This window comes from Pseudomonas sp. TCU-HL1 (genome assembly GCF_001708505.1).
Classification (GTDB): Bacteria; Pseudomonadota; Gammaproteobacteria; order Pseudomonadales; family Pseudomonadaceae; genus Metapseudomonas.
On the sequence record NZ_CP015992.1, the window covers coordinates 2264421 to 2283052 of the forward strand.

Consider the following 18632-nt stretch of genomic DNA (forward strand, 5'->3'; position numbering starts at 1 on the left):
ACATTCTTTGCAGTTAGACGATGGTCGGGAGGTCACTGTACCCACTGCGGGTAGTAACCGAGCCGGTCCTGCACATCAGCGTCGTGGGCGGGTACCACGGTCAGCCCAGGTTCGCGCCGGAGCAGGTCATGAACCTTCTGCAATTGGGTGCGCGTGGCGTCGCGGTCGTTGTCGAGCATTCGGCGGCTGACCCAGAATTTCTCCTTCGGCCCGGTGAAACCTTCCAGGCGCCAACTGGCGTCGCCGGTGAAGAAGAAGCGCCGGCCGTCTTCCAGAGTCAGGAACAGGCCCACGGAGCCTGGCGTATGGCCGCTCAACGGGACCAGCACCAGGCTGCGGTCGCCGAACAGGTCGAGGCTGTCCTCGAATCCCATGAAGGGCACGGGCAGGAAGGTGAAGGGATGCCATTCCACGCCATGGGCGAACTGACTGGGGAGGATCGCCGGCGGCGTGGCGATCTCGGTGAACTCGATCTCTTCATAGGGTGCCCAGACCGGGACTTCGGGGAAGTCCGCCAGGGCCGAGGCGTGATCCCAATGGACATGGCTGAGGATGATGCGGTCGACCTGGATGCCATCACGGTCCAACTGGTCGCGGGCTGGGGTCACCGTGCCGTATTGCATCAAGGGTTTGCTCCATGCTGGCATCTCGCTGCTGAACTGACTGTCCACCTGGCGACCGAGACCGGTATCAAAGAGCAGGGTTGCCGCATGGTGCTGGATCAGCACGGCTACATGGTTGACCTTAACTTTCTCGGTCCATTTGCCATCAGCCACGGTGAAGGTGTCCAGGGTTTCGGTCTCGGACGTCTTCACCAGGGCGAAGCGCAGGCCCTCGGCCTGGGCAGTGAAGCCGAGGGTGCCGAGCAGGAACAGCAGCAGGTACGAATGCAGGCGCATGAAATCAATGTCCTTGGGGCAGGAAAGGAGAGGGATGTGCAGTGTCGAAAGCCAGCGGCAGGCGGCTGCGACGCAGGCGCCAGCGGCCGGGAGTCAGGGCTACAAGGCGCTCCGCACCCGGCAGGTCGGGCGGGGTGCCTGACCCGGTCTGGTTCGGCCAGAAGATTTCCGCACGGGCTTCGAGTTGCAGCAGGTCACCGCTGGCGAAGTCCACCCAGAGCAAGCCGCAACGGGGTTCCAGCAACAGGTTGCCGAGGGTGTTGAACATCTGGTTGCCGCTGTAGTCCGGCAGCCAGAGACGACCGTCCTCACCCCGTTGCACGAAGCCTGGCATGCCGCCGCGGTGGGAGATGTCCACGCCACCGGTTTCCGGGTCCAGGTGCTGGCTGGCGATGAACAGGGTATCGCTGCGATTGACCAGCTCCAGCCAGCGTGGGTCTGGACCATCACCTTGCTCCAGCGGGCCGGCAGTGCGGGCCTCCCAGCGCCAGTCTCGGGTCTGGATGTACTTCGGGCAGTTGCCGAAGGACTGCTGCACGGCGACGGTGAAGCCTTCGCCGTCGTTGTCCACCAGCGGGCCGTTCATGCGGTTACGCCGTCGCGTTGGCATTTCCAGGCCAAGCAGGCCCAGCCGCACCGTGCTACGCAGGTTCGCAGCCAGCGGATCGTCGCCTTCCGGGCGAGCGTTGATCCGCAACAGGCTGGGTTCCGGCGAATGGGCGAAGCCCGGCTTGCCCCAGAGCACCGATGCCTGGGGCTGGCCGTCGCCGTCCAGGCTGCCGACCAGTAGCCAGGGCAGTTGGGCGAAGAGCAGGCGATGTTGCTCCGGCATATGGTCGCGAATCATCCGGCTGCCCATCGCTTCCACCTGCTCGCGTACGCCGATGCGGGCCTGGATCGCTTGTTCGCCGGGGTGGAAGGGGCTGTTCATGGTGACCTCCTGGCCCCTTAGAAGTGGGGTAGGTCGAGGTAGCCGGGCAGGGCGCGGATGCGCACGAACCAGGCGTGCAGGTACGGATAGGGCGCCAGGTCCAGGCCGCCTTCGTCGGCCATGGCCAGGTAGGGGTAGACCGCCACGTCGGCGATGGTGGGCTGTTCGCCGACCAGCCAGGCGCGATTGGCCAGATGGGCATTCACCAGTTCCAGCACCTGTCGACCAAGGGCCTGGGCGTTTTCCAGATCGACCGAACGGCCGAACTTCAGCCCGACCCGTGCGCGCGCCGCGCCGTTGTGGATCTCGTTGGCGGTCAGGCTCAACCATCCGGCGATCTGCGCCTGGGCAACGGCATCCAGCGGGTACCACTGTGCATCCGCATAGCGTCGCGCCAGGTAGACGAGGATGGCTTGGGAGTCGACCAGCGGCTGGCCGTCATCCACCAGCACCGGTACCTGTCCCCGGGGGTTGAGGGCGAGGAACTCGGGGCGCTTCTGCGCGCCGTGGGGCAGGTCCACCGTCAGCAGTTCAGCAGACTGTCCGATCAGGCCGAGAAACAGCCGAACCTTGTAGCAGTTACCCGAGAGGTAGAAGTCATGGAGTTGCATGGCGAGTCCCTTGCGTTGGAATGTTTGCTGGATAGTAGACAGACCTGTCTGTATATTTCAAGGGCAAATTTTGCGTCACCCCGGAGTCCGTGTCCCGCGCGGTTTGAGCCGATCAGGGTGGATGCGCATAATGCGGCGGTTCAGGAGGCTGCAATGGCATCGAGTAAACGCGATCAACTGGTCAACACGGCTCTCGCGCTCTTCTATCGCGAAGGCTTCCATGCCACCGGCATCGACCGCATCCTGGCGGAGTCCGGCGTGGCCAAGATGACCCTCTACAAGCATTTCAAGTCCAAGGACGAGCTGATCATGGCTGCCCTGGAATCACGCTTCGCGCCGGCGGCCGAGCGGCTGGCATGGGCCTTCGAGCACCTGCCGCCTCGCGAGGCCATCTTGCGCGTATTCGATGGGTTGGATGAGTGGCTCAAGCAGGAGGAGTTCTGCGGCTGCGCCTTCATTAATGCGGCCGCCGAATTCCATGACCGTGACCACCCGGTGCATCGCCTGGCCGCGTCCTACAAGTCCAGCACCCGGCAGTACTTCCGTACCGCCCTGGAGTGTCTGGACGTGCCGCAATCCGAGCGCCTGGCGCGCCAGCTGCAGTACCTGATGGAGGGGGCGCTCAGCATGGCCCACATCGAGGGGCCGACTGACCAGGCGCAGGAGGCCAAGGAGGCCGCCGAACAATTGCTGCGTGCCGCTGGCGTCTGATTCAGTGGCAGGTTGAGGGCTGACGCCCTTGCCAGGCGCCGCGGACGGTCGGGCCACGGCGGCTCGACCCCATGCTAAAATTCGCGCCTCGCTGTTCTTCGAGGCGCGTCCCGATGCTTCCTGAATGCCAACTCTTCGGCACCCTCGGCTGCCACCTCTGCGAGGTCGCGGAAGGCGTGCTCATGCCCTTCGTCGAACGCGGCCTGATGGTGGAGTTGGTGGACATCGCCGACCGCGAGGAATGGGTCGACGCCTACGGCCTACGCATTCCGGTCCTGCGCCGCTGCGATACTGGCGGTGAGCTGGGTTGGCCCTTCGATGCGACTGCGGTGGCGTCCTTCCTGTCCTGATCGCTGCTTGCTGACTCAGCCGCCATGAAATGCGCATCGCCCGTTTCCAGGTGACAGGCGATATCTGCGAATGAAAAGTCGAGGGGCGATATGAAATCTCCCGCCGGGGCATGTGCCGGTGAGAAATCGCAGGCAATAAAAAACCCGCCTTGAAGGCGGGTTTTTCGGGGTTTGGTCGAGCGACTGGATTCGAATTTGATCTGCAAGTTATTGATTTTTATGTGTTTTATTCGCTTTTCGATTTCGAGGCATACATGTCGGCATACAAGAAGCGATCAGGACAGAGATTTCTACTAGCAAGGCGCTTTCTTCAAGCGTGGCTCTTCGATGCTTTCTTGTAACGGACGTATCGGTGATACATGTGCTTGTGCCCCCAGGAGGGGAGCTTGAGTCTTTCTCGCCTAACACGCTCTAGGAGAGGCTTACTCGAACTGGCCGATCGGATGTTGGGTGTCTGCCCCCTCTCCCACTGCATTGCAGGGCCCACCCGGGTGGGCAGAGAGATTATATCTGTATGGCGGCACTACGAGATTCATCTTGATGAGGATGATTGCGGGGCTAGTACCGAGCAGGTGCCAAATTTTTCTAGGTCGAAAATTAATTGGCATGCTTGGGATTAACTAGGGGTGATACTGTCTTGCGGATTATGAGGGCTATTCAAGTCCATTGCTGAAAAATGTGGAGAGTTATTTCTTTTGTTTTCTATATTGAAATATCTCGGATATTGCCTTGACACCATATTTGGCTCTCATCCTGGACGAGAATACTGGTTCAACATCTTCAGCAAATCCCAGCATGCCTTGCAGTTTGGGGATGTCTTCTTCAGGTAAAGCGCCATTTGAAAACTTGTGGATCATTGCGCTAATAGTTCGTTTTCTATCGCGGCCGAGTGAAATTTTCCCTTCGTTGCTGATTATTAGTCCAGTAATGCGGCGCTGGCTTTTCTTAGAGGCGTGGAAGGTTTTTTTTGTATTTAGTTTGAGTGTCGGGTAGTCAAGTGAGTTAAGAGCTTCTGTTATGGCTTTCTCTATTTCAAATGATACGCCTTTGGTGTTTGATGAGAATGTAAGGTCGTCGGCGTATCTTGTGTAGGTTATATTTTTAGATGTGCACCAGTCATGAATTATGCAGTCGAACTCATGCATTATTGAGTTAGAGAGTATTGGGGAGCTAGGGGCGCCAACACTCAAAACCAGTTCTTGAGTTCCTTTATAGTTGATGCAGCATGATCTGGCTATATATCTAAAATAATCTGGGTTGATATTTTCTGCTAGATGCCTGTTGAAATGCTTAATAAGGTCGTGCTCTTTAATCGAGCCAAAGAAGTCTGAAATATCAAACTTTGAGATGAATTTGTTGTTTTTGTGCGGTTCCGCATTTTTTTTGATACTGGATCCGTGGGCATAGGCTGTTGCGCAACTGTGGATGGGCAATTCTTTGAATACGCTATGGATCAGGGCGCGCTGTAAGTACTTTATTTGGCGTGCCGGCTGGGCGATTATCCTTTTTCCACCTGTCTTCTTCTCGATTCTATAGACTTTGTAGGAATGAGGAGCCTTTGCAATTAGGTAGACAAGCTCTTGGAGGGAGAGCGTGAGGGTGGACGCAATATCGTGAAGAAAATCGTGGTGGCTCATAAGTTTTCTCCGATCTTTGCGTTTTGTATTGCGCGAGCCCTGTTTCGTTCGCTCTTATTCTCTTTGTAGTAGTTTAGAGCGTCAAGTCTTATTCGAATTGGGTTAAATGGCTCTTTCGATTTTAATGAGAAGCGGACACTGTGGAAGTGAGTTGTGGTTGCTGCGTAGAAGTCTGCGTCGCTATATGAGATTTTTTTAACAATCCTAAAGCGTTCAAGTAGAAATAGCTTTCTCCGTAGATTGTCTTTTTTGATGTCGTATCCAAGGGAGGATATTGCTTCGATTAACTCTGATTCTTTGAGGGCAACAAAAAGCTTTGTTAGTTCAAAAATGATGGCGATTAAGTGGGGTTCGCTAGGGACTTTTAGGGATTGCGACTTTTGCTGGCTGTCTAGTTCTTCTTTGATGTCTTCTATCATGTCGGTGATGACATCTTCATGGGCTTCAGCAGGCCTCTTGACGTTCCAGGGGTATCGTTTTACGCCTGTTTCATGATCCCTGGTTATATATCGAAGGATTCCTAGGTTTATGAATGAATTTTTTTGAGCGTGCTCTTCGGAAACTATTACAGCTAATTTCTTTTTGAAATCTATGAGTTGGGAGAATGCTCCTAGCTCAGCAATGGCGCCTTCGCTTTCCAAAATTATAACAATTAAAGAGCAGATACTTGCTAAGTCGGACTCGAAGTCCATAAGATTTTTGAAGACGCCATCGGCCTGCCAGTTGTCAATTTCTTCTGGTCGAAAAATTTCGTAATCTGTGTTTCGTTTTACAATTCTGTGTCTAATTGAGCTGGTCGCCGGCTCTTCATCATTTGCATTGGCTTTTTCAGGAACAAAGCCGCCACAAAGTAGAACGATGGGCTTAGCGGAAAACTCGACTCGAGACGATATTGGATCTATGTCTTCAATTATTTTTTTTCGCAGATCCATGCGCTTGGGAGTCAGAGGAAGGAAGGGGGTGTCTTTACCTCGGACAGCCGCAGAGAAGATCTGCGGGTCGGAATGAGCTTGCGAGTGTAGGCCCGCAGATCTTCTCTGCGGAATAAAACCAAGCAATGCATTTGAGTCTGGCGTATCGCCTGACTAAGCCACAAGTTAGAGAACTGTAGGCTTTAATCGCGTAAAGACTCGATTTTTTTACACTGTTTGCAATGCTCCGTCAAGGCTTCCTGAGCTTCCACAAGAGCTCCTTGGCTTGGGTGAGCTTGGCAGAGATGGGGCGAGTAAAGTCACCTTCCAATGAGTCGCGTGTCTGGTGCTTGGTGAAGCCGTGGCTCTCTCATGTGCAGTAGGTTTTTGCAGGCGTTGTCAGCTTATCTTTCGATAGCTCGGGCCCTGGCATTGCTTGGCTACGGCGAGGTGCAGGCATGCAGAAAAATCACCCTATCTAGCCCGCAGGCGTGGTGGGGGGACGACAGCGCGCGCCAGGAGATGGCGGCGGTGGCCGGGGTGGCTGCTCGCCAGCGGGCAGCAGGTGCCCCAAGTCGCTCCAGGGCGCACAAGAAAGCCGCCCGAGGGCGGCTTGATGGGGAAAGAGTAGGGGGCAGGTTACTCGACGCTTACCGGCTGTTTCCGAGCGCTTAGCAGGGCCTCCAGCTCTTGGCGGCGGTTCTTGCGGTTCATGGGCCTGCCGATCTGTTCCTCCGGCAGCTCATATTCACTCAATGCTTCCGGTTCCAGTTGCTGCCAGATCGGGTCGTCCTGGTGCTCAACAGGATCGGCCGTGGCTTTCTGTACCAGAGCATTGAGCGTCTTGCCCTGGCGCTGTTGAAGCGCGTCGATGATCTGCCGTTGCGATTGCGCATTGACGTCCAGCTCATAGGCCGGGTTTCCGGTCAGCTCGCGGCGCAGGGTGGGCTGGTAGCGGGCGAGGGCGCTGATGAACGCTTGGCCTTCGGGCAGGGCGAGCAGGGTGGTGGCGGCGCTGTCCAGGCAGTGGCGCGCGTACAGGTCCTGGGCGCTCTCCCTGCGTGGTTCGATTCGCAGGAATGCCTCTGCCGTGTCCAGCTGGATCAAACCGAATTCGGGCTCGAGTTCCGCCACCAGGTGGCCGTACTCCTCGGCCAGCTCGCGGGTGTCCAGCTCCTCCCGCTTGAAGTCGCGGATTTCCTTGCTCAGTTCGCCATCGGCGGCGCGGAACTTGGCACGCCAGGTGGAGCCGGCCAGTTCCGATTGAGCCTTGGCAGCAGCCTCGGTCTTACGGTGTTTCTCCAGGCGCTCGCCAAGGACCTTCAACCGGTCGCGCAGGATCCAGTAACTGGCCTTGGCTTCCTGGTGGCGTTCCAGGGCGTCACGGATGGCTTCAGGTAGTGCAGAGGTGTGGTCGGTCATTTCTGATCTCCAGGGTAAATGGCCGAGGTTGCCGGCCAGGGAAAGGTGCTCGAGGAGGCGGAAGTGCCCCTCGAGCAGAAGGCTTGCCAGAGGTTGCGTGGAACGAGAGTCAACAGATGTGTCAACAAAAATCACTCACACCCCCCTTGTTCCCGCGTCTGATTTAGAAATCGTGGGGAACGGGGGATTGAGGGGAAAACCGCTCTAGAACACGGCTTTCAGAGGTGCATTTTGTTCCCACAGTTTTTTTAAGGGGAACAAACATAGGGGGTTGGTTATTTAATGAACAGAGTTGTGTTCCCCCGTTCCCACTCCTCTCTTTAATGGGGGAACAGCTCAAACTCGCATGGTTGCTGGCTTGTTCCCCTGTTCCCCCGTTCCCCATGAAAAACCGTTGGAGTGCATAGGGAGGCTTGAAGGTTTTCATTGACTTTCTCCCAGATGCTCTAAGTGCTCCGGGTCGATCACGTAGAAGCGCAGGCTGCCTCCTCCTGGAATGCGGTAGCGCTTCATCCACCGGGTGCGACCGGATTCTTCGTCTTTCTTGGCCAGCGCCTTTGCTGTCATCAGTGCGCGCACAACTCGCTCCGCACCAAAGCCCGGCGCTGCTGCCGCCAGTGCCGGCGAGTTGAACAGGTACAGGCGTCGTTCGAACTCCACCTCGAAGTAGCCGGCCCGCTCGCGCACGGTGGTATCGGCAACCTGGGCGTGGACGTTGGAGAAGCGGCTGTCGCCGTGCAGGGCGATGAAGTCGGCGATACCACGCAGGATCTGCCGATCCTCCGCGTTGCCGTCGCCCATCCTGGCGAGCCATTCGTTGAACAGTTGGCGGCACGCTTGCTCGGCTGTGCCGGCGGGCCAGTCCAGGAGCTGCTGAGAGATGGCCATCTCCCCGGCGAGCGCCATGATGGCGAAGCGGTCGGCCACGCGGCCGGCCTGCGAACTCTCGGTGTGGAAGCGCTCCCGCACCTGTTGGAAGGCGGCCAACAGGGCGTCCCGTTCTGGCTGCTCCACCAGCTGCTCGACGAAGGCAGGACCGAGGTGGCCATAGTGCTGAACCACCGTGTCGCTGAGCACGCGGTGGAACTCCTGGCCGGTCATGCCGTGCACCTCATCGAAGGCGCGATAGGGGCGGGTGCCGGCGTTCACGTCCACCAGGCGCAGCTCGGCGCCGGCGTGGGCGCTGTTGCCGCTGATGGCGGCGTGCTCGGACAGCGAGCGTTCGCCACTGGAGAGGGCCAGCACGCGCCACGTGAGCTTGGCGCGGCCTTCGCGCTCGCGGGTCATGGTGCCTTTGCCCATGCCGTTGGCGATGGCATAGGCCATCTCCTGGACACGCTTGGGATCGGCACGCTTGATCTCGTCCAGGATCAACACCGTGTCGTTGCGGGACGCGGCCTCAATCTCCACGCCGCCCTTGGACACGTCCCAGGATGCCGCGAAGGTGCCCGGGTTGCCCCACACGGAAGCGGCCACCAGCTGCGCCAGGGACTTGCCGCTGGAGGAGTCGCCCACCAGGTGCACGCCGCCACCGTTCACGCCCACCTTGGCCAGCAGTGGCCCCGCCAGGGCGCAGCACACGGCGAGGATCAGCACCGGGTTGCCGAGGCAGTAGCAACCCACCTCGGCGCGCCAGCCGTCCAGGGTGCCGCGACTGGTGAAGAGGTTCACCGCCCGGCCCGAGTCCTGGAAGCGCACGTTGTCGCCGCCAATCACCCGCGACGGCAGCACGAACGCCCCGGATTCATGCCAGCCCGGGCGGGTGGTGGTGGCGATCACCAGCGCCGGCGAATGCTGGCTCGCCAGGTAGGGCGCCACGTAGCGCCGCTGTTGGTATTCGATGGTCAGGCCTTGGCGCATGAGCGCCTTGAGCACTTCATCCGCCTTGCCGGCCAGCGCCTCCATGGGCATTGCCCACTCAATGCGTCGGCCGCGGTAGTGGAAGCTCAGTAGGCGGCCAATGCTGCCGTCTTCGCTGTTCACCGTCTCCGCCTCAATGTGCAGCGGGGCGCAGATCCAGTGATCCACCGGAATCGTCTTGTCGTCCGGGCCACTCTGCCGGGCGCCGTGGTACCAGGTGCCGGCGCGGTAGTGCTTGCCGTCGCGGTGCGTGTCCTGGTCGTACACGGCAAAGCAGGGGCGTTCGATCTTCTCGGGCGTTGGTTCAGAGGGTTCGCCCACCAGACTCAAATGGGGTTTCTGATCCTGGTCCTTCATGGTCAGTGTTCCTTGTACTTGTGCGTCCGCCAGAGGTGCAGGTCGTTGAAGTCGGAGAGCTCGAGCGGCGCGTTGGCCGGCCACTCCGGATAAACCACCAGCGCTTCAGCGGCGAGCGCCGCGCGGTTGGCGGCAACGCGGCCCGGGTTGCCCTTGCTCAGGCGGTCGTCATCACCGGCGATCACCAGATCCACGTCGGCGCCGTGGCGCGAACGCATGGCGATGGCCACGGCCTTGAGGTTGCCGGCGTTCATCGCGCACACCACCGGGCAACCGGTGTGGGCGTGCAGCGTGGCGCCAGTCGCCCAGCCTTCGCAGACGAACAACCGACAGTGGCCTTCGACTCGGCCCAAAGGCGAATAGGTGCTCTTCACCCGTCCGCCACTGAGGAAGCGCTTGGCGCCCTGGCTGTCGATGAATTGCAGATTCACCAGATGGCCATCCAAGCACAGCGGAACCAGCAGACGTCCCCCACGCAGTTGGCGCAGGTTGTAGGGCACCACGTCTTTGGCTTGTAGGTAGGGATGGTGAGGGTCAGCTGGCCGTGCCATCTCCCAGAGCCGCGAGGCTTCTGCTGCAACGGCCCGGTGACGCTGCTCCAGACGCTCACGCTGTTCGTGCTGATAGGCCTCGCGGGCCAACCGCTCGGCTTCGTTTTCCCGAGGCAGGGCAACGGCGCCGCCAGTGGCGCCGAACACGCCCAGGGCGAGGCGCTGGTCGATGGCTTGCGCCGCCTCCAGCTGGCCGCTGCCCTGCAGGTAGGCCAGCAGCGAGACCAGGTCTCCGCCGTGGACGCCGTCATCGGCAAAGTCGTTCCAGCGGCCACTGTCCAGGGACACGCCGAAGGAACCGGCGCGCCGGTCCCCTCGCACGGTGTTGCGCGCTACCCATTCGCGGCCCTGGCGAGTGCCTTCTGGCAGCCACTCCGGCAACAGGGTGTCGGCGGTGCGCAGGGCGTGCTCGGCCACTAGGCGAATCAACTCAGGGATGCTTGGCTTCGTCATGGCTCACCTCCATCGCGCAAGGAGGCTTTGCGAGCGGCCTGGAACAGATCGCTGGCGTCCTCCAGCAGCACGTAGGCGGCGTCGGCCACACGGCTAACGTCCTTGCCATCAGCGTGTGTGATCACCATGGACGACAGGCTCCAGAGCAAATCCCGAGCGGTGCTCAGACGTTGTTCAGCGGCCTCCTGGAGCTCGAGGTAGGGGCGATTGGCATCGATGAGCAGCACCGGCGCATCGGTGGCATTGGTGGTGAGGGGCACGAGCTTAGTCATGGCGTTCTTCCTCCAGCAGCAGGCAACGCAGGACGATCAGGGGCACCCCATCGACGTGCAGAGCATCGCGTTGGCGGGCATCGGCCACGGCGGCACGCAGCTCGGCCTTGGCTTCGGGGTTGTCGTTGAGGATCTCGATGGCGTCCATGACGCGCTCGAGGGCAGGGCGGGGCGCACCTTCACCAGGTGCCCAGTTTTGGAAGGCCGCCATCAGGTGGGCGAGGGCAGGAATGACGTCAGACATGACTCACCTCCCTGGCCAGCGAGTGGCTTGAGACAAGAGGGCGGGAGTAGGAATGGCGGGCTGAGTGAGGGCTAGTCATGGCGCACCTCCTCGGCAACCTGCTCGGCGGCAGCGAGGCGGGCGAGATGCATGTGGTGGTTGTAGCGGGCGAGACGGGTGGAAAGACTGGAGTTTGCGCGGAGTGCAGCGAAGGCCATGGCCCTGTGTGCAGATGCGCGGATGAAGCGTGAGGACGGATTGAGGGCGTGCAGATGCAGCATGATGGAGCTCCTTTCGTTGAGGAGCTGTCACCAATCGTCGCCAAACGATAGAGGGTGACAGCTGTGCGCAGGTTGGCGAACCGGGACGAAAGGAACCCGGCAGACCCGAAGGTCTCCCGCGCACAGCTGCCATAACGCAGCACTGCGGGCACAAAAAATGCGCCTGCAATGATGGTTGGGGCGCATGTGCGCCTTTCGTAAGACGGGTCGCCAAACCCGGTCACGGGATTGACCGTGACGGGCGGACTATAGGTCTGCTGGCCTAGGCTTGGCAAGGCTCCGGCGAGCTGTTGGCGGCTGTCAGACCGTTCCGATGCCAGCGAGCGATACGCGACAACATGGGCGAATGCCCTGGTTGTCGTGATAGGTTGCGACCCGTGAGTTCTGCGGTAATTGGCCCTGGCAGCGTTGGCGCGCTTGCCGGGGCTTTGTCTTTTCTGAGGCATGAGAATCCCCTGGCCGCCCGGCGCGGGGCCGGGCAGCGGTTAAGCATTGAGTGGGCGGGTTAGCAGTCGGTGAGGATCTGGCCTTGCTGGCTCAGAAACTGGCGGCCGGCAGGTGGCGTCGGCGACTTCAGGCGACCGGGCGTGGCGCCCAGCTCCAGGGTGGCCGAGATGCGCCCTGAGCTGGAGTCGCGGAAAGCTTCTTTCCCTGGCTTGCGAGCGGCCTCGAGCATGACGGCCTCCAGAGCGGCGAAGTCTTCCAGGGTGAAGCGGATCGACTGGCCGTTGATGTTGAGGGTGTAGTGGTTCATGGCTGGATCTCCTGAGTGAGTCGAGAAGTGCGAGCCCCCCGCATCGCGCTTGCTCGGTTGCGTTCTGCCAGGCGGTCGGAGATCCACTGATCGACCTCCGCTTCCAGCCAGGCCACGCTGTTTCGCCCAATGGGCACCGGCTCCGGGAAGGTGCCGGCACGGATCTCTGCATAGATCGCCGCGCGGCTCTTGCCCGTCTTCAACTCCACCTCACGCCGGCGCAGCAGGCGGTTGCCCAATTGCAGGCCCTGGTGCGGCTGAAAGGTTGCTGTTCGGCCCCGGCTCATCGGCCTTCCTCCCGCGCCTCGATGCGCCCCTGAATCCACGCCTGCACCTCGCTCAGCACGAAGGCCACCGGCGCGTTGCGTGCCTTGCTATCGCTGAGCTTTACGGGCTTGGGGAAGGTGGCATCGCTCTTCATCAAGCGATGCGCCGAGCTACGCGACAGGCCGGTCAAATCCAGCAACTCCTGGATGCGCACCAGACGCACCTCCACAGCGCCTTTTGCCCGGTGGATGCTGAGGTCAGTCATGGCCGCGCTCCTGCTGAGCTGGCAGGCCAAGCGCCTTCAGCACGCCCCGGCGAATGACGCTGGGCGCATAGGGAAGCTTGATCTCGGGATTGGGAAAGCTCGGCGGACTGAGCCGATGCGTAATCTCGTCCACCCCCGCAAAGGTCGCACCGCACACCACGTTGCGGCACACCAGGTAGGTGGTCGACAGCAGCACGTGCTTGCAATCAGAGCTGCGCTTGAGCAAAGGCGCCCCGCAGTCCGGGCAGCAACGCCGGATGTTGCTCCTGGTCGTCTCGGGTGGACGGGGTGTTTCGTTCATGTCGAATGGGCCTCCATATCTGGACGGCCCAAGCATGCTCAGGACTGGGGAGGAAGGGTATGAGGGGGACTTGTAGCAAGGGTTGCTACAAGTGAGGGGTTAAAGGGGGAGGTAAGAGGGGCGGTGAAAGTGCGCTCCAGGAGCGTACGATCACGCACCAGAAAACGCCTCAGTTCAGACTGTTCCAAGGACCAATGTGCTTTGCACTGCTCAGGATGGGGTCAAGGATTCGGCTTGGACGTTGAACTCCACAGTGGGAGTTTCATGGGATATCGGGTGTGTACTGAAAACCTCACAATAATGAACGCTGTTGAACGCCATAAATGCAGTTTGCGATCCTGTCTGAACAGGACGCTCGAAGGGTAGTGGGAAGAGGATCGAGCAAGGCAAGATCTGTGCGCTCGCCGAAGTACAGAAGTGCCTCGCATAGCAATACCACTGCGGGTTCGCTGGCACGCATGCATGCCCATTCGCCAATGATGGAGAGAAGTTCTCTGCGTTGCCGCAGCTCCTTTTCCCGCTGCTCGAACCAATGATCGACCCTCCACCAAGATTGCTCGGACTTGAGAAAGTGCGTCGCTTCGTTGTCAAGCGAGGCAAATAGGCTCTGCTTGTCTGACGTGCAGTAACCACATTCCGATTTGGTGATCAGCGGATCGAGGTGCTTTTCGCGCCAGCTGAGTGCTCCAAGTTCATTCGCGACTTCAAAAAAGCGGCGGATATTGTGCTCATCCATTAGGGCGTAATAGGGCTCAAGCGCTCGCAACTGGGCAAGATCAGTGACCCCCTGGCGCCCGGTGGTTTGTACGCCCCAATGCATGCCGATATGTTTCAGCATTTTCTCGGGCTCTTCGCTGCTGGTCATCGCTGATCGAGCAAGGGCGACCGTTTCTGGTGTGGCTAGATAGAGCGCTGCCTGTACAAATAACGGGTTTTTCTCAAGCTGCTCCCAGTTGGCAACGATGAACTGAGCGGAGAACTCATCGCGCGCTTCCATGAGCAACTCAGCGAGGATGTGATCAGTGTCGGTTACTTTGCCTGTGACCTGCGGGTTGCCGCGTTGCTCATCCAAGTAGCGCTGCACATCCTCATGCAAACTGACAAGGCTGATTTGCCGCGCGTTGTACCACCAATAATTTCCGTGCTCGGCGTTCCAGATACGTTGCTTGAGCAGCGGTATAGCCGATTGATCCCCATTTTCCAGCCTCGTCCTCAGGGCTGCATCCGCCAGCACTGGGTCGGCCTCCAGTGCCGCTAGACTGGTAACTTCATTACGGGTTGGTGTTTGACACCAGATGAGAAACGCAGCCTTGCGTTCGAACCGGTTGATCCGTCGACTACGCCAGATTCGTTCGACCGTGGAGCGGGAGTGCGTGCTCAGCGTACGACCGTGCATTTCAGGAGACCAAATGCGTTCGAGTGAGTGAGCGAACAGATTGATACCTCCGCTCTTTTCCGTTCGCCGAGAAATCTTGGCGGCCAGCTTCACAGTGTGGAGCAATGCGTCGGACGAATCGACCTTGCTTAGGATTGAACCCAGAACACGGGCGAGCCTTTGATCTCGTTTGGCGCGACCAATTAGGAAGGCGATCGCGCTGGGCTCAGGCTTGCGGCTGAATGCCCAAGGCAAGGAGTGGCCAGCAATGTCCCAGCGAGGATTACTATCGACTTTGTCCTTACCTCGTTTGACTTTGTTTGGCAATTCAGCCCAGAGATTGCACAGAGTTTCCGCCAGCGGATGTTCAATGGGCGGGCAGCATCGAAGCGCCGCCCAAAGCCATCCAGTCGACAACGACTTTTCGTCACTGCACTCCCATCTGGCGGCAAGAGCTTCGCACAGCGCGGGGTCACCTATTTCTCCTGCAAGATTGAGTGCGCCTTCGAGCAGGTCGGGAGGTAGATCGCCATTACAGATCAATTCGGCGAGGTCTGGGACGAAATTAGCGTGACGCGAGAGCGCGTGCGCAATCATGCGGTCGCGCCAAGGATCGTTGAAACCTGGCTCCGACCTCGCGCAAAGTTTCGCCCCAGAGCGGGCTTCGCCGTTGCGAACCAGCGCTTCGAGCTGCGGAAAACTGAACGGGAAGCGCTTTGCGAGATCAGCGACGAATGCGCCGTCGCAGCGTGCTAAATAACGCATCGCATGATGCCGCTGCTGGTCGGCCGCCCCCGCCTTGAAGCCCGGAGACTGAATCCACTCCTTGGCGGCTTCGATAATTCTATCGCGGTGCGCTTCGTCGAGGCCTGAGTCTTGCAGAACGGCGAACAGAGCGACCGGGTTGAGTGTGGCGGCTTTGTCTATGGCTGTTATGGGGAGCGCCGACAGCGCACCTCCGATGAGCTCTGCGTAGAAGGGGTCGGCCCATAGCTCCGGAGTAATGCGATCACTCCTGATGAGCCGCACCATGGCTTGGACCAACAGGTGATCACGTACGCGATCATGTCGATACATCAGCCTTTCGTCGCTTAGGCCTACGCGGAGATGGAGGATTCTCCCTTGATCGATCAGCCGGCGGATAGCCGCCAGCGCGTCACTGTCTCCGGAGAGCCAGCTCCGAATTTCATGCCATTCAGGGAAAATTGTTCGCGACTCGACCAGTTGGTCCACAAGCTTGTCGAGTGCATACCTGAGGTCGCTCGCGAGAAGCTTGTCGTCGGCGGCTTCGTCGATGTTTGCGGTCAAGTAGGACTGGATCGCACCTTGTGGGCTGGGTGCCGACCAGTCGTTGTTGAGCCCGATGAGCAGCGGGTCGTCACCAAGTGCGATCGCAAGATCGCTGCGCTGAAGATCAGTGAGCTTGACGCCGGCACTTCTAGCCCGCTCCCCAATGGCCTCGATAGCCTCCGAGCGCTCGAAGCGTTCCACAATGAGCGAGTTGCTAATCACGCGATCCCGCAGCTGCGGATCAGCTAGACCGGCATTGCCGCGCCAGACAGGGCAAAGCAGGCGCCATTGTCGTGCAGGCGTACCACCCTCCGCCGCTGACTTGGTGGTAACCGACCAGCCGACGAGCCGTTCGATGATTCGCCGGGGGTTAGTCGATCGGTTGACGTCCTCGACGATGAGTAGGACGGGCTGTTCGTGAGTTGCAAAGGCCAGAGCACCGTAACCACACCCACTGTCGAGCGCTGGTGCCCAATGGCGCAAACCTAATGCGACCGCTTGCTCGATTGTGCTTGCCTGCTCGATGAGCTCGTGCGCTAAGACCAGGGCGATACCGCCTCGCGCGAGCCAGTCGTCGGCGAGGCGACGCAGAGCTGTGCTCTTGCCAATACCAGATTCACCGATGACGAAACCTGCCCCTCGACCAGTCCAAGCAAATTCAGCAAGTGCTGCATCGAGCACGCGAGGGACCATGTCGTTGCGCGCGACCAGTGGAAGATAGTCGTTCAAAGATTGCGTTGATATTGCTCGGGCTTGCGAAGCTGAAAGGCGTACAGACTCGGTGCCGAACTGCTGTTCGCGCAGCCATTGGCCTTCAGGGGCACGGTCGAGAAAATCCGCGATCCGCGAAGCAGACCAGAGATCAATCTTCAATCCGTCGCCAGCAGCTGCGTGAACGTCGCGGATCAGCACCTCATCCGGATCAGTCGTGCAGGTCAGCACAAGCGTCGCGTTGTGGATTGCCTTGCGCGCTACTTCTTTTTCAAAAATGGCCTTGGCTTTAGTGACATCTCCGCTCTGGTCGTTGAGCCACTTCTGTCGCAAGCCTTTGCGGGCGGTGATCGTATGTTGAACAAGTAGGAGGTGACGGTCACCGCGATGAATACGAATATCGATACCATCCACGGGAGACCGAACTGCCCTACCATGCGCGTTCGTGCCGACGTGCAGGAGCGACGCATAGGTAGGCACTGCTGCACGCAGAACGGCAGTAGCTAGCGCCTCAAACTCGTCGGGAGAGGCGAGTTTGCTAAGTTGCTCGCGTGTTTGTGTCAGAAGAGATGGCATTTCAGCGCAATGGAGGGCATTGGCAAGATTTTGATTGCAATCGGCGGTCTCGAAGTATGAGAACGAGTTTTTCAGGAGATTAACCTATTTTGACGAGCCGCTTTCGGTCGAAATCAGTCGAATATCGAGGGCGGAAATTGACTGGTAATGGTCAATGCGGTTTGGCCGTGAAATCGCGCCCGTCAGAGTCAGACCGAAGTGGGCACAAGTGAGACGATGTGCCCACTTTGAACCGCCACCCTGAATCACAGTCTTTTGAAATCTACCTGAACAACGTTCCCGTGCTCGAGCATGTCCAGGTACTCGGCGTACCACTGCATCATCTCCCGCCGCTGTTCCAGGTAGATCGCCTTGTTGTAGACCCCTGATACGCCTTCCTCCACGTGCGCTAGCTGCGCCTCGACGTGCTCCCGGGGAAAGCCGTTCTCGCGTAGCAGGGTGGAGGCGATATGCCTGAAGCCGTGGCCGGTTTGCCGGCCCTCATAGCCCATGCGCCGCAGGGCCATGTTGAAGGCCATGTTGCTGCGAGGCTTGGTGCGGTCGTTGCGGCCGGGGAAGAGCAGGGGATAGCGGCCATTCAGCTCCTGGAGCTTGTGAAGAATCTCCAGGGCCTGCTTTGAAAGCGGCACGACATGATCGCGGCGCTTCTTCATGCGTGCGGCAGGAACGTTCCAGAGTGCCTTCTTGAGGTCGAACTCCGACCAGGGAGCCTCGCGCAGCTCACTGGGGCGAACGGCCGTGAGCATGAGTAGGCGAAGGCCCAGGCGAATGTCGTTGGCGTGGGGATAGGCGCTAATGGCGCGCAGGAGGGCGGGGAGCTCTTCGTGCGAGACGTGGGCGTAGTTTTCTGCGGCCCTGGTCTGGAGGAATTTGTGCAGCCCTTCGAGGGGGTTGTAGAGCGCGCGGCCGGTCACCCGGGCAAGGTCGTAGATCTCCTTGCAGAAGCGCCGCACGTTGCCTGTCTGGTCGACGATTCCCTTGCGCTCCATATCCCGCAGGAACTCCATCCATTCCATGGGCGAGATTTCCGTGAAGGGGCGTGAGCCGAACACGGGAAAGACGTGGAGCTGGAGGGCGCCGATGATGCGTCGGGCGGTGCCTTCCTCCCAGCCTGGGCGGCGAGCCTCGTACCACTCGCGGGCGAGCTTCTCGAAGGTGTTGGTGGCTGCAGCAATGGCAGCTGCCTTGCGGGCGTGTTTGGTGACGAGGGGATTGTTGCCGTTGGCGGCTTCGGCTCGCAGCTCGGCGGCCTTCTTGCGGGCGAGGGCACCGCTTACCTCGGGGTAGGCGCCGAGGCCAAGCCAGGACCATTTGCCGTCTGGCTTCTTGTAGCGGAGTTCCCAGGATTTTTGCCCGTTGGGCTTCACGCGGAAGTAGAGGCCGTTGCCGTCGTGTTCGCGGTAGACGGTGGCTTCCGGATCGAGGGTGGAGAGGGTCGTATCGGCCAGTGGGCGGCGCTTGATTTGCTGCCTTTTCATCCTTGTATGCCTCCGGTTCGAATTTTCCCGGGCATACACGTCTGGCATACACGGCGGGGTGAATTGACCTGAGACAACATGGTACAGCTAGAAACAAGAAAGCCCGCACTAGGCGGGCTTTTCAGGGTGTTTCTGGTACTACTTGG

The 18632-nt window shown here is 59.6% G+C and carries 19 protein-coding genes; 2 read left to right on the plus strand and 17 right to left on the minus strand.

Going from position 1 to position 18632, the window contains the following annotated elements:
• Positions 1 to 32 precede the first annotated feature (32 nt).
• The 3 genes from THL1_RS10415 to THL1_RS10425 are packed head-to-tail and all read right to left on the minus strand — an operon-like array spanning position 33 to position 2441.
• Positions 33 to 899 (minus strand): MBL fold metallo-hydrolase, encoded by an 867-nt coding sequence (locus THL1_RS10415; RefSeq protein WP_069083197.1) that lies wholly within the window; start codon positions 897 to 899, stop codon positions 33 to 35.
• A gap of 4 nt (positions 900 to 903) precedes the next feature.
• Positions 904 to 1830, minus strand: coding sequence for a pyridoxamine 5'-phosphate oxidase family protein (locus THL1_RS10420; RefSeq protein WP_069083198.1), 927 nt, complete (start codon positions 1828 to 1830; stop codon positions 904 to 906).
• Positions 1831 to 1847: 17 nt separating this feature from the next.
• A complete protein-coding gene (locus THL1_RS10425; RefSeq protein WP_069083199.1) occupies positions 1848 to 2441 on the minus strand; it encodes a glutathione S-transferase family protein in 594 nt (197 codons plus the stop codon).
• A gap of 153 nt (positions 2442 to 2594) precedes the next feature.
• On the opposite strand from THL1_RS10425, the gene THL1_RS10430 reads away from it, so the two are divergent.
• Complete coding sequence (locus tag THL1_RS10430) at positions 2595 to 3152, plus strand: TetR/AcrR family transcriptional regulator (RefSeq protein ID WP_069083200.1); 558 nt, start codon at positions 2595 to 2597, stop codon at positions 3150 to 3152.
• Between the two features lie 113 nt (positions 3153 to 3265).
• Complete coding sequence (locus THL1_RS10435; protein ID WP_069083201.1) at positions 3266 to 3502, plus strand: glutaredoxin family protein; 237 nt, start codon at positions 3266 to 3268, stop codon at positions 3500 to 3502.
• Between the two features lie 686 nt (positions 3503 to 4188).
• Here THL1_RS10435 and THL1_RS10440 read toward each other — a convergent pair.
• The 14 genes from THL1_RS10440 to THL1_RS10505 all read right to left on the minus strand — a co-directional run bounded on the left by THL1_RS10440 (position 4189) and on the right by THL1_RS10505 (position 18486).
• Positions 4189 to 5139, minus strand: a complete 951-nt coding sequence (locus THL1_RS10440) for a retron St85 family RNA-directed DNA polymerase (protein ID WP_069083202.1) — start codon at positions 5137 to 5139, stop codon at positions 4189 to 4191.
• A complete protein-coding gene (locus tag THL1_RS10445) occupies positions 5136 to 6071 on the minus strand; it encodes a retron St85 family effector protein (protein WP_145928281.1) in 936 nt (311 codons plus the stop codon). Before THL1_RS10445 ends, THL1_RS10440 begins: the two co-directional genes overlap by 4 nt.
• A gap of 618 nt (positions 6072 to 6689) precedes the next feature.
• Positions 6690 to 7472, minus strand: coding sequence for a hypothetical protein (locus THL1_RS10450; protein ID WP_069083204.1), 783 nt, complete (start codon positions 7470 to 7472; stop codon positions 6690 to 6692).
• Between the two features lie 423 nt (positions 7473 to 7895).
• The gene (locus tag THL1_RS10455; RefSeq protein WP_069083205.1) at positions 7896 to 9689 is read right to left on the minus strand and encodes a DUF927 domain-containing protein; all 1794 of its coding nucleotides are present in this window, start codon (positions 9687 to 9689) and stop codon (positions 7896 to 7898) included.
• 2 nt (positions 9690 to 9691) lie between these two features.
• Entirely contained in the window at positions 9692 to 10693 is a 1002-nt protein-coding gene (locus tag THL1_RS10460; protein WP_069083206.1) for a toprim domain-containing protein, read from the minus strand.
• Positions 10690 to 10965 carry a hypothetical protein gene (locus tag THL1_RS10465; RefSeq protein WP_083245859.1) on the minus strand — a complete coding sequence of 92 codons (276 nt, stop codon included), beginning with the start codon at positions 10963 to 10965 and terminating at the stop codon, positions 10690 to 10692. The genes THL1_RS10460 and THL1_RS10465 overlap by 4 nt, the downstream gene beginning before the upstream one ends.
• Entirely contained in the window at positions 10958 to 11209 is a 252-nt protein-coding gene (locus tag THL1_RS10470) for a hypothetical protein (protein WP_069083207.1), read from the minus strand. The genes THL1_RS10465 and THL1_RS10470 overlap by 8 nt, the downstream gene beginning before the upstream one ends.
• Positions 11210 to 11280: 71 nt before the next feature.
• The gene (locus THL1_RS10475; RefSeq protein ID WP_177343858.1) at positions 11281 to 11460 is read right to left on the minus strand and encodes a hypothetical protein; all 180 of its coding nucleotides are present in this window, start codon (positions 11458 to 11460) and stop codon (positions 11281 to 11283) included.
• 514 nt (positions 11461 to 11974) lie between these two features.
• Positions 11975 to 12223, minus strand: coding sequence for a hypothetical protein (locus tag THL1_RS10480; protein WP_069083209.1), 249 nt, complete (start codon positions 12221 to 12223; stop codon positions 11975 to 11977).
• Positions 12220 to 12510 (minus strand): helix-turn-helix transcriptional regulator, encoded by a 291-nt coding sequence (locus tag THL1_RS10485; RefSeq protein ID WP_069083210.1) that lies wholly within the window; start codon positions 12508 to 12510, stop codon positions 12220 to 12222. The genes THL1_RS10480 and THL1_RS10485 overlap by 4 nt, the downstream gene beginning before the upstream one ends.
• Entirely contained in the window at positions 12507 to 12755 is a 249-nt protein-coding gene (locus THL1_RS10490) for a helix-turn-helix transcriptional regulator (RefSeq protein WP_069083211.1), read from the minus strand. Before THL1_RS10490 ends, THL1_RS10485 begins: the two co-directional genes overlap by 4 nt.
• Positions 12748 to 13056, minus strand: a complete 309-nt coding sequence (locus THL1_RS28860; RefSeq protein WP_083245860.1) for an ogr/Delta-like zinc finger family protein — start codon at positions 13054 to 13056, stop codon at positions 12748 to 12750. The genes THL1_RS10490 and THL1_RS28860 overlap by 8 nt, the downstream gene beginning before the upstream one ends.
• Before the next feature lie 292 nt (positions 13057 to 13348).
• Entirely contained in the window at positions 13349 to 17008 is a 3660-nt protein-coding gene (locus tag THL1_RS10500; protein WP_145928282.1) for a hypothetical protein, read from the minus strand.
• A gap of 245 nt (positions 17009 to 17253) precedes the next feature.
• Positions 17254 to 18486 carry a tyrosine-type recombinase/integrase gene (locus tag THL1_RS10505; protein WP_069083213.1) on the minus strand — a complete coding sequence of 411 codons (1233 nt, stop codon included), beginning with the start codon at positions 18484 to 18486 and terminating at the stop codon, positions 17254 to 17256.
• Between the last annotated feature and the right edge of the window lie 146 nt (positions 18487 to 18632).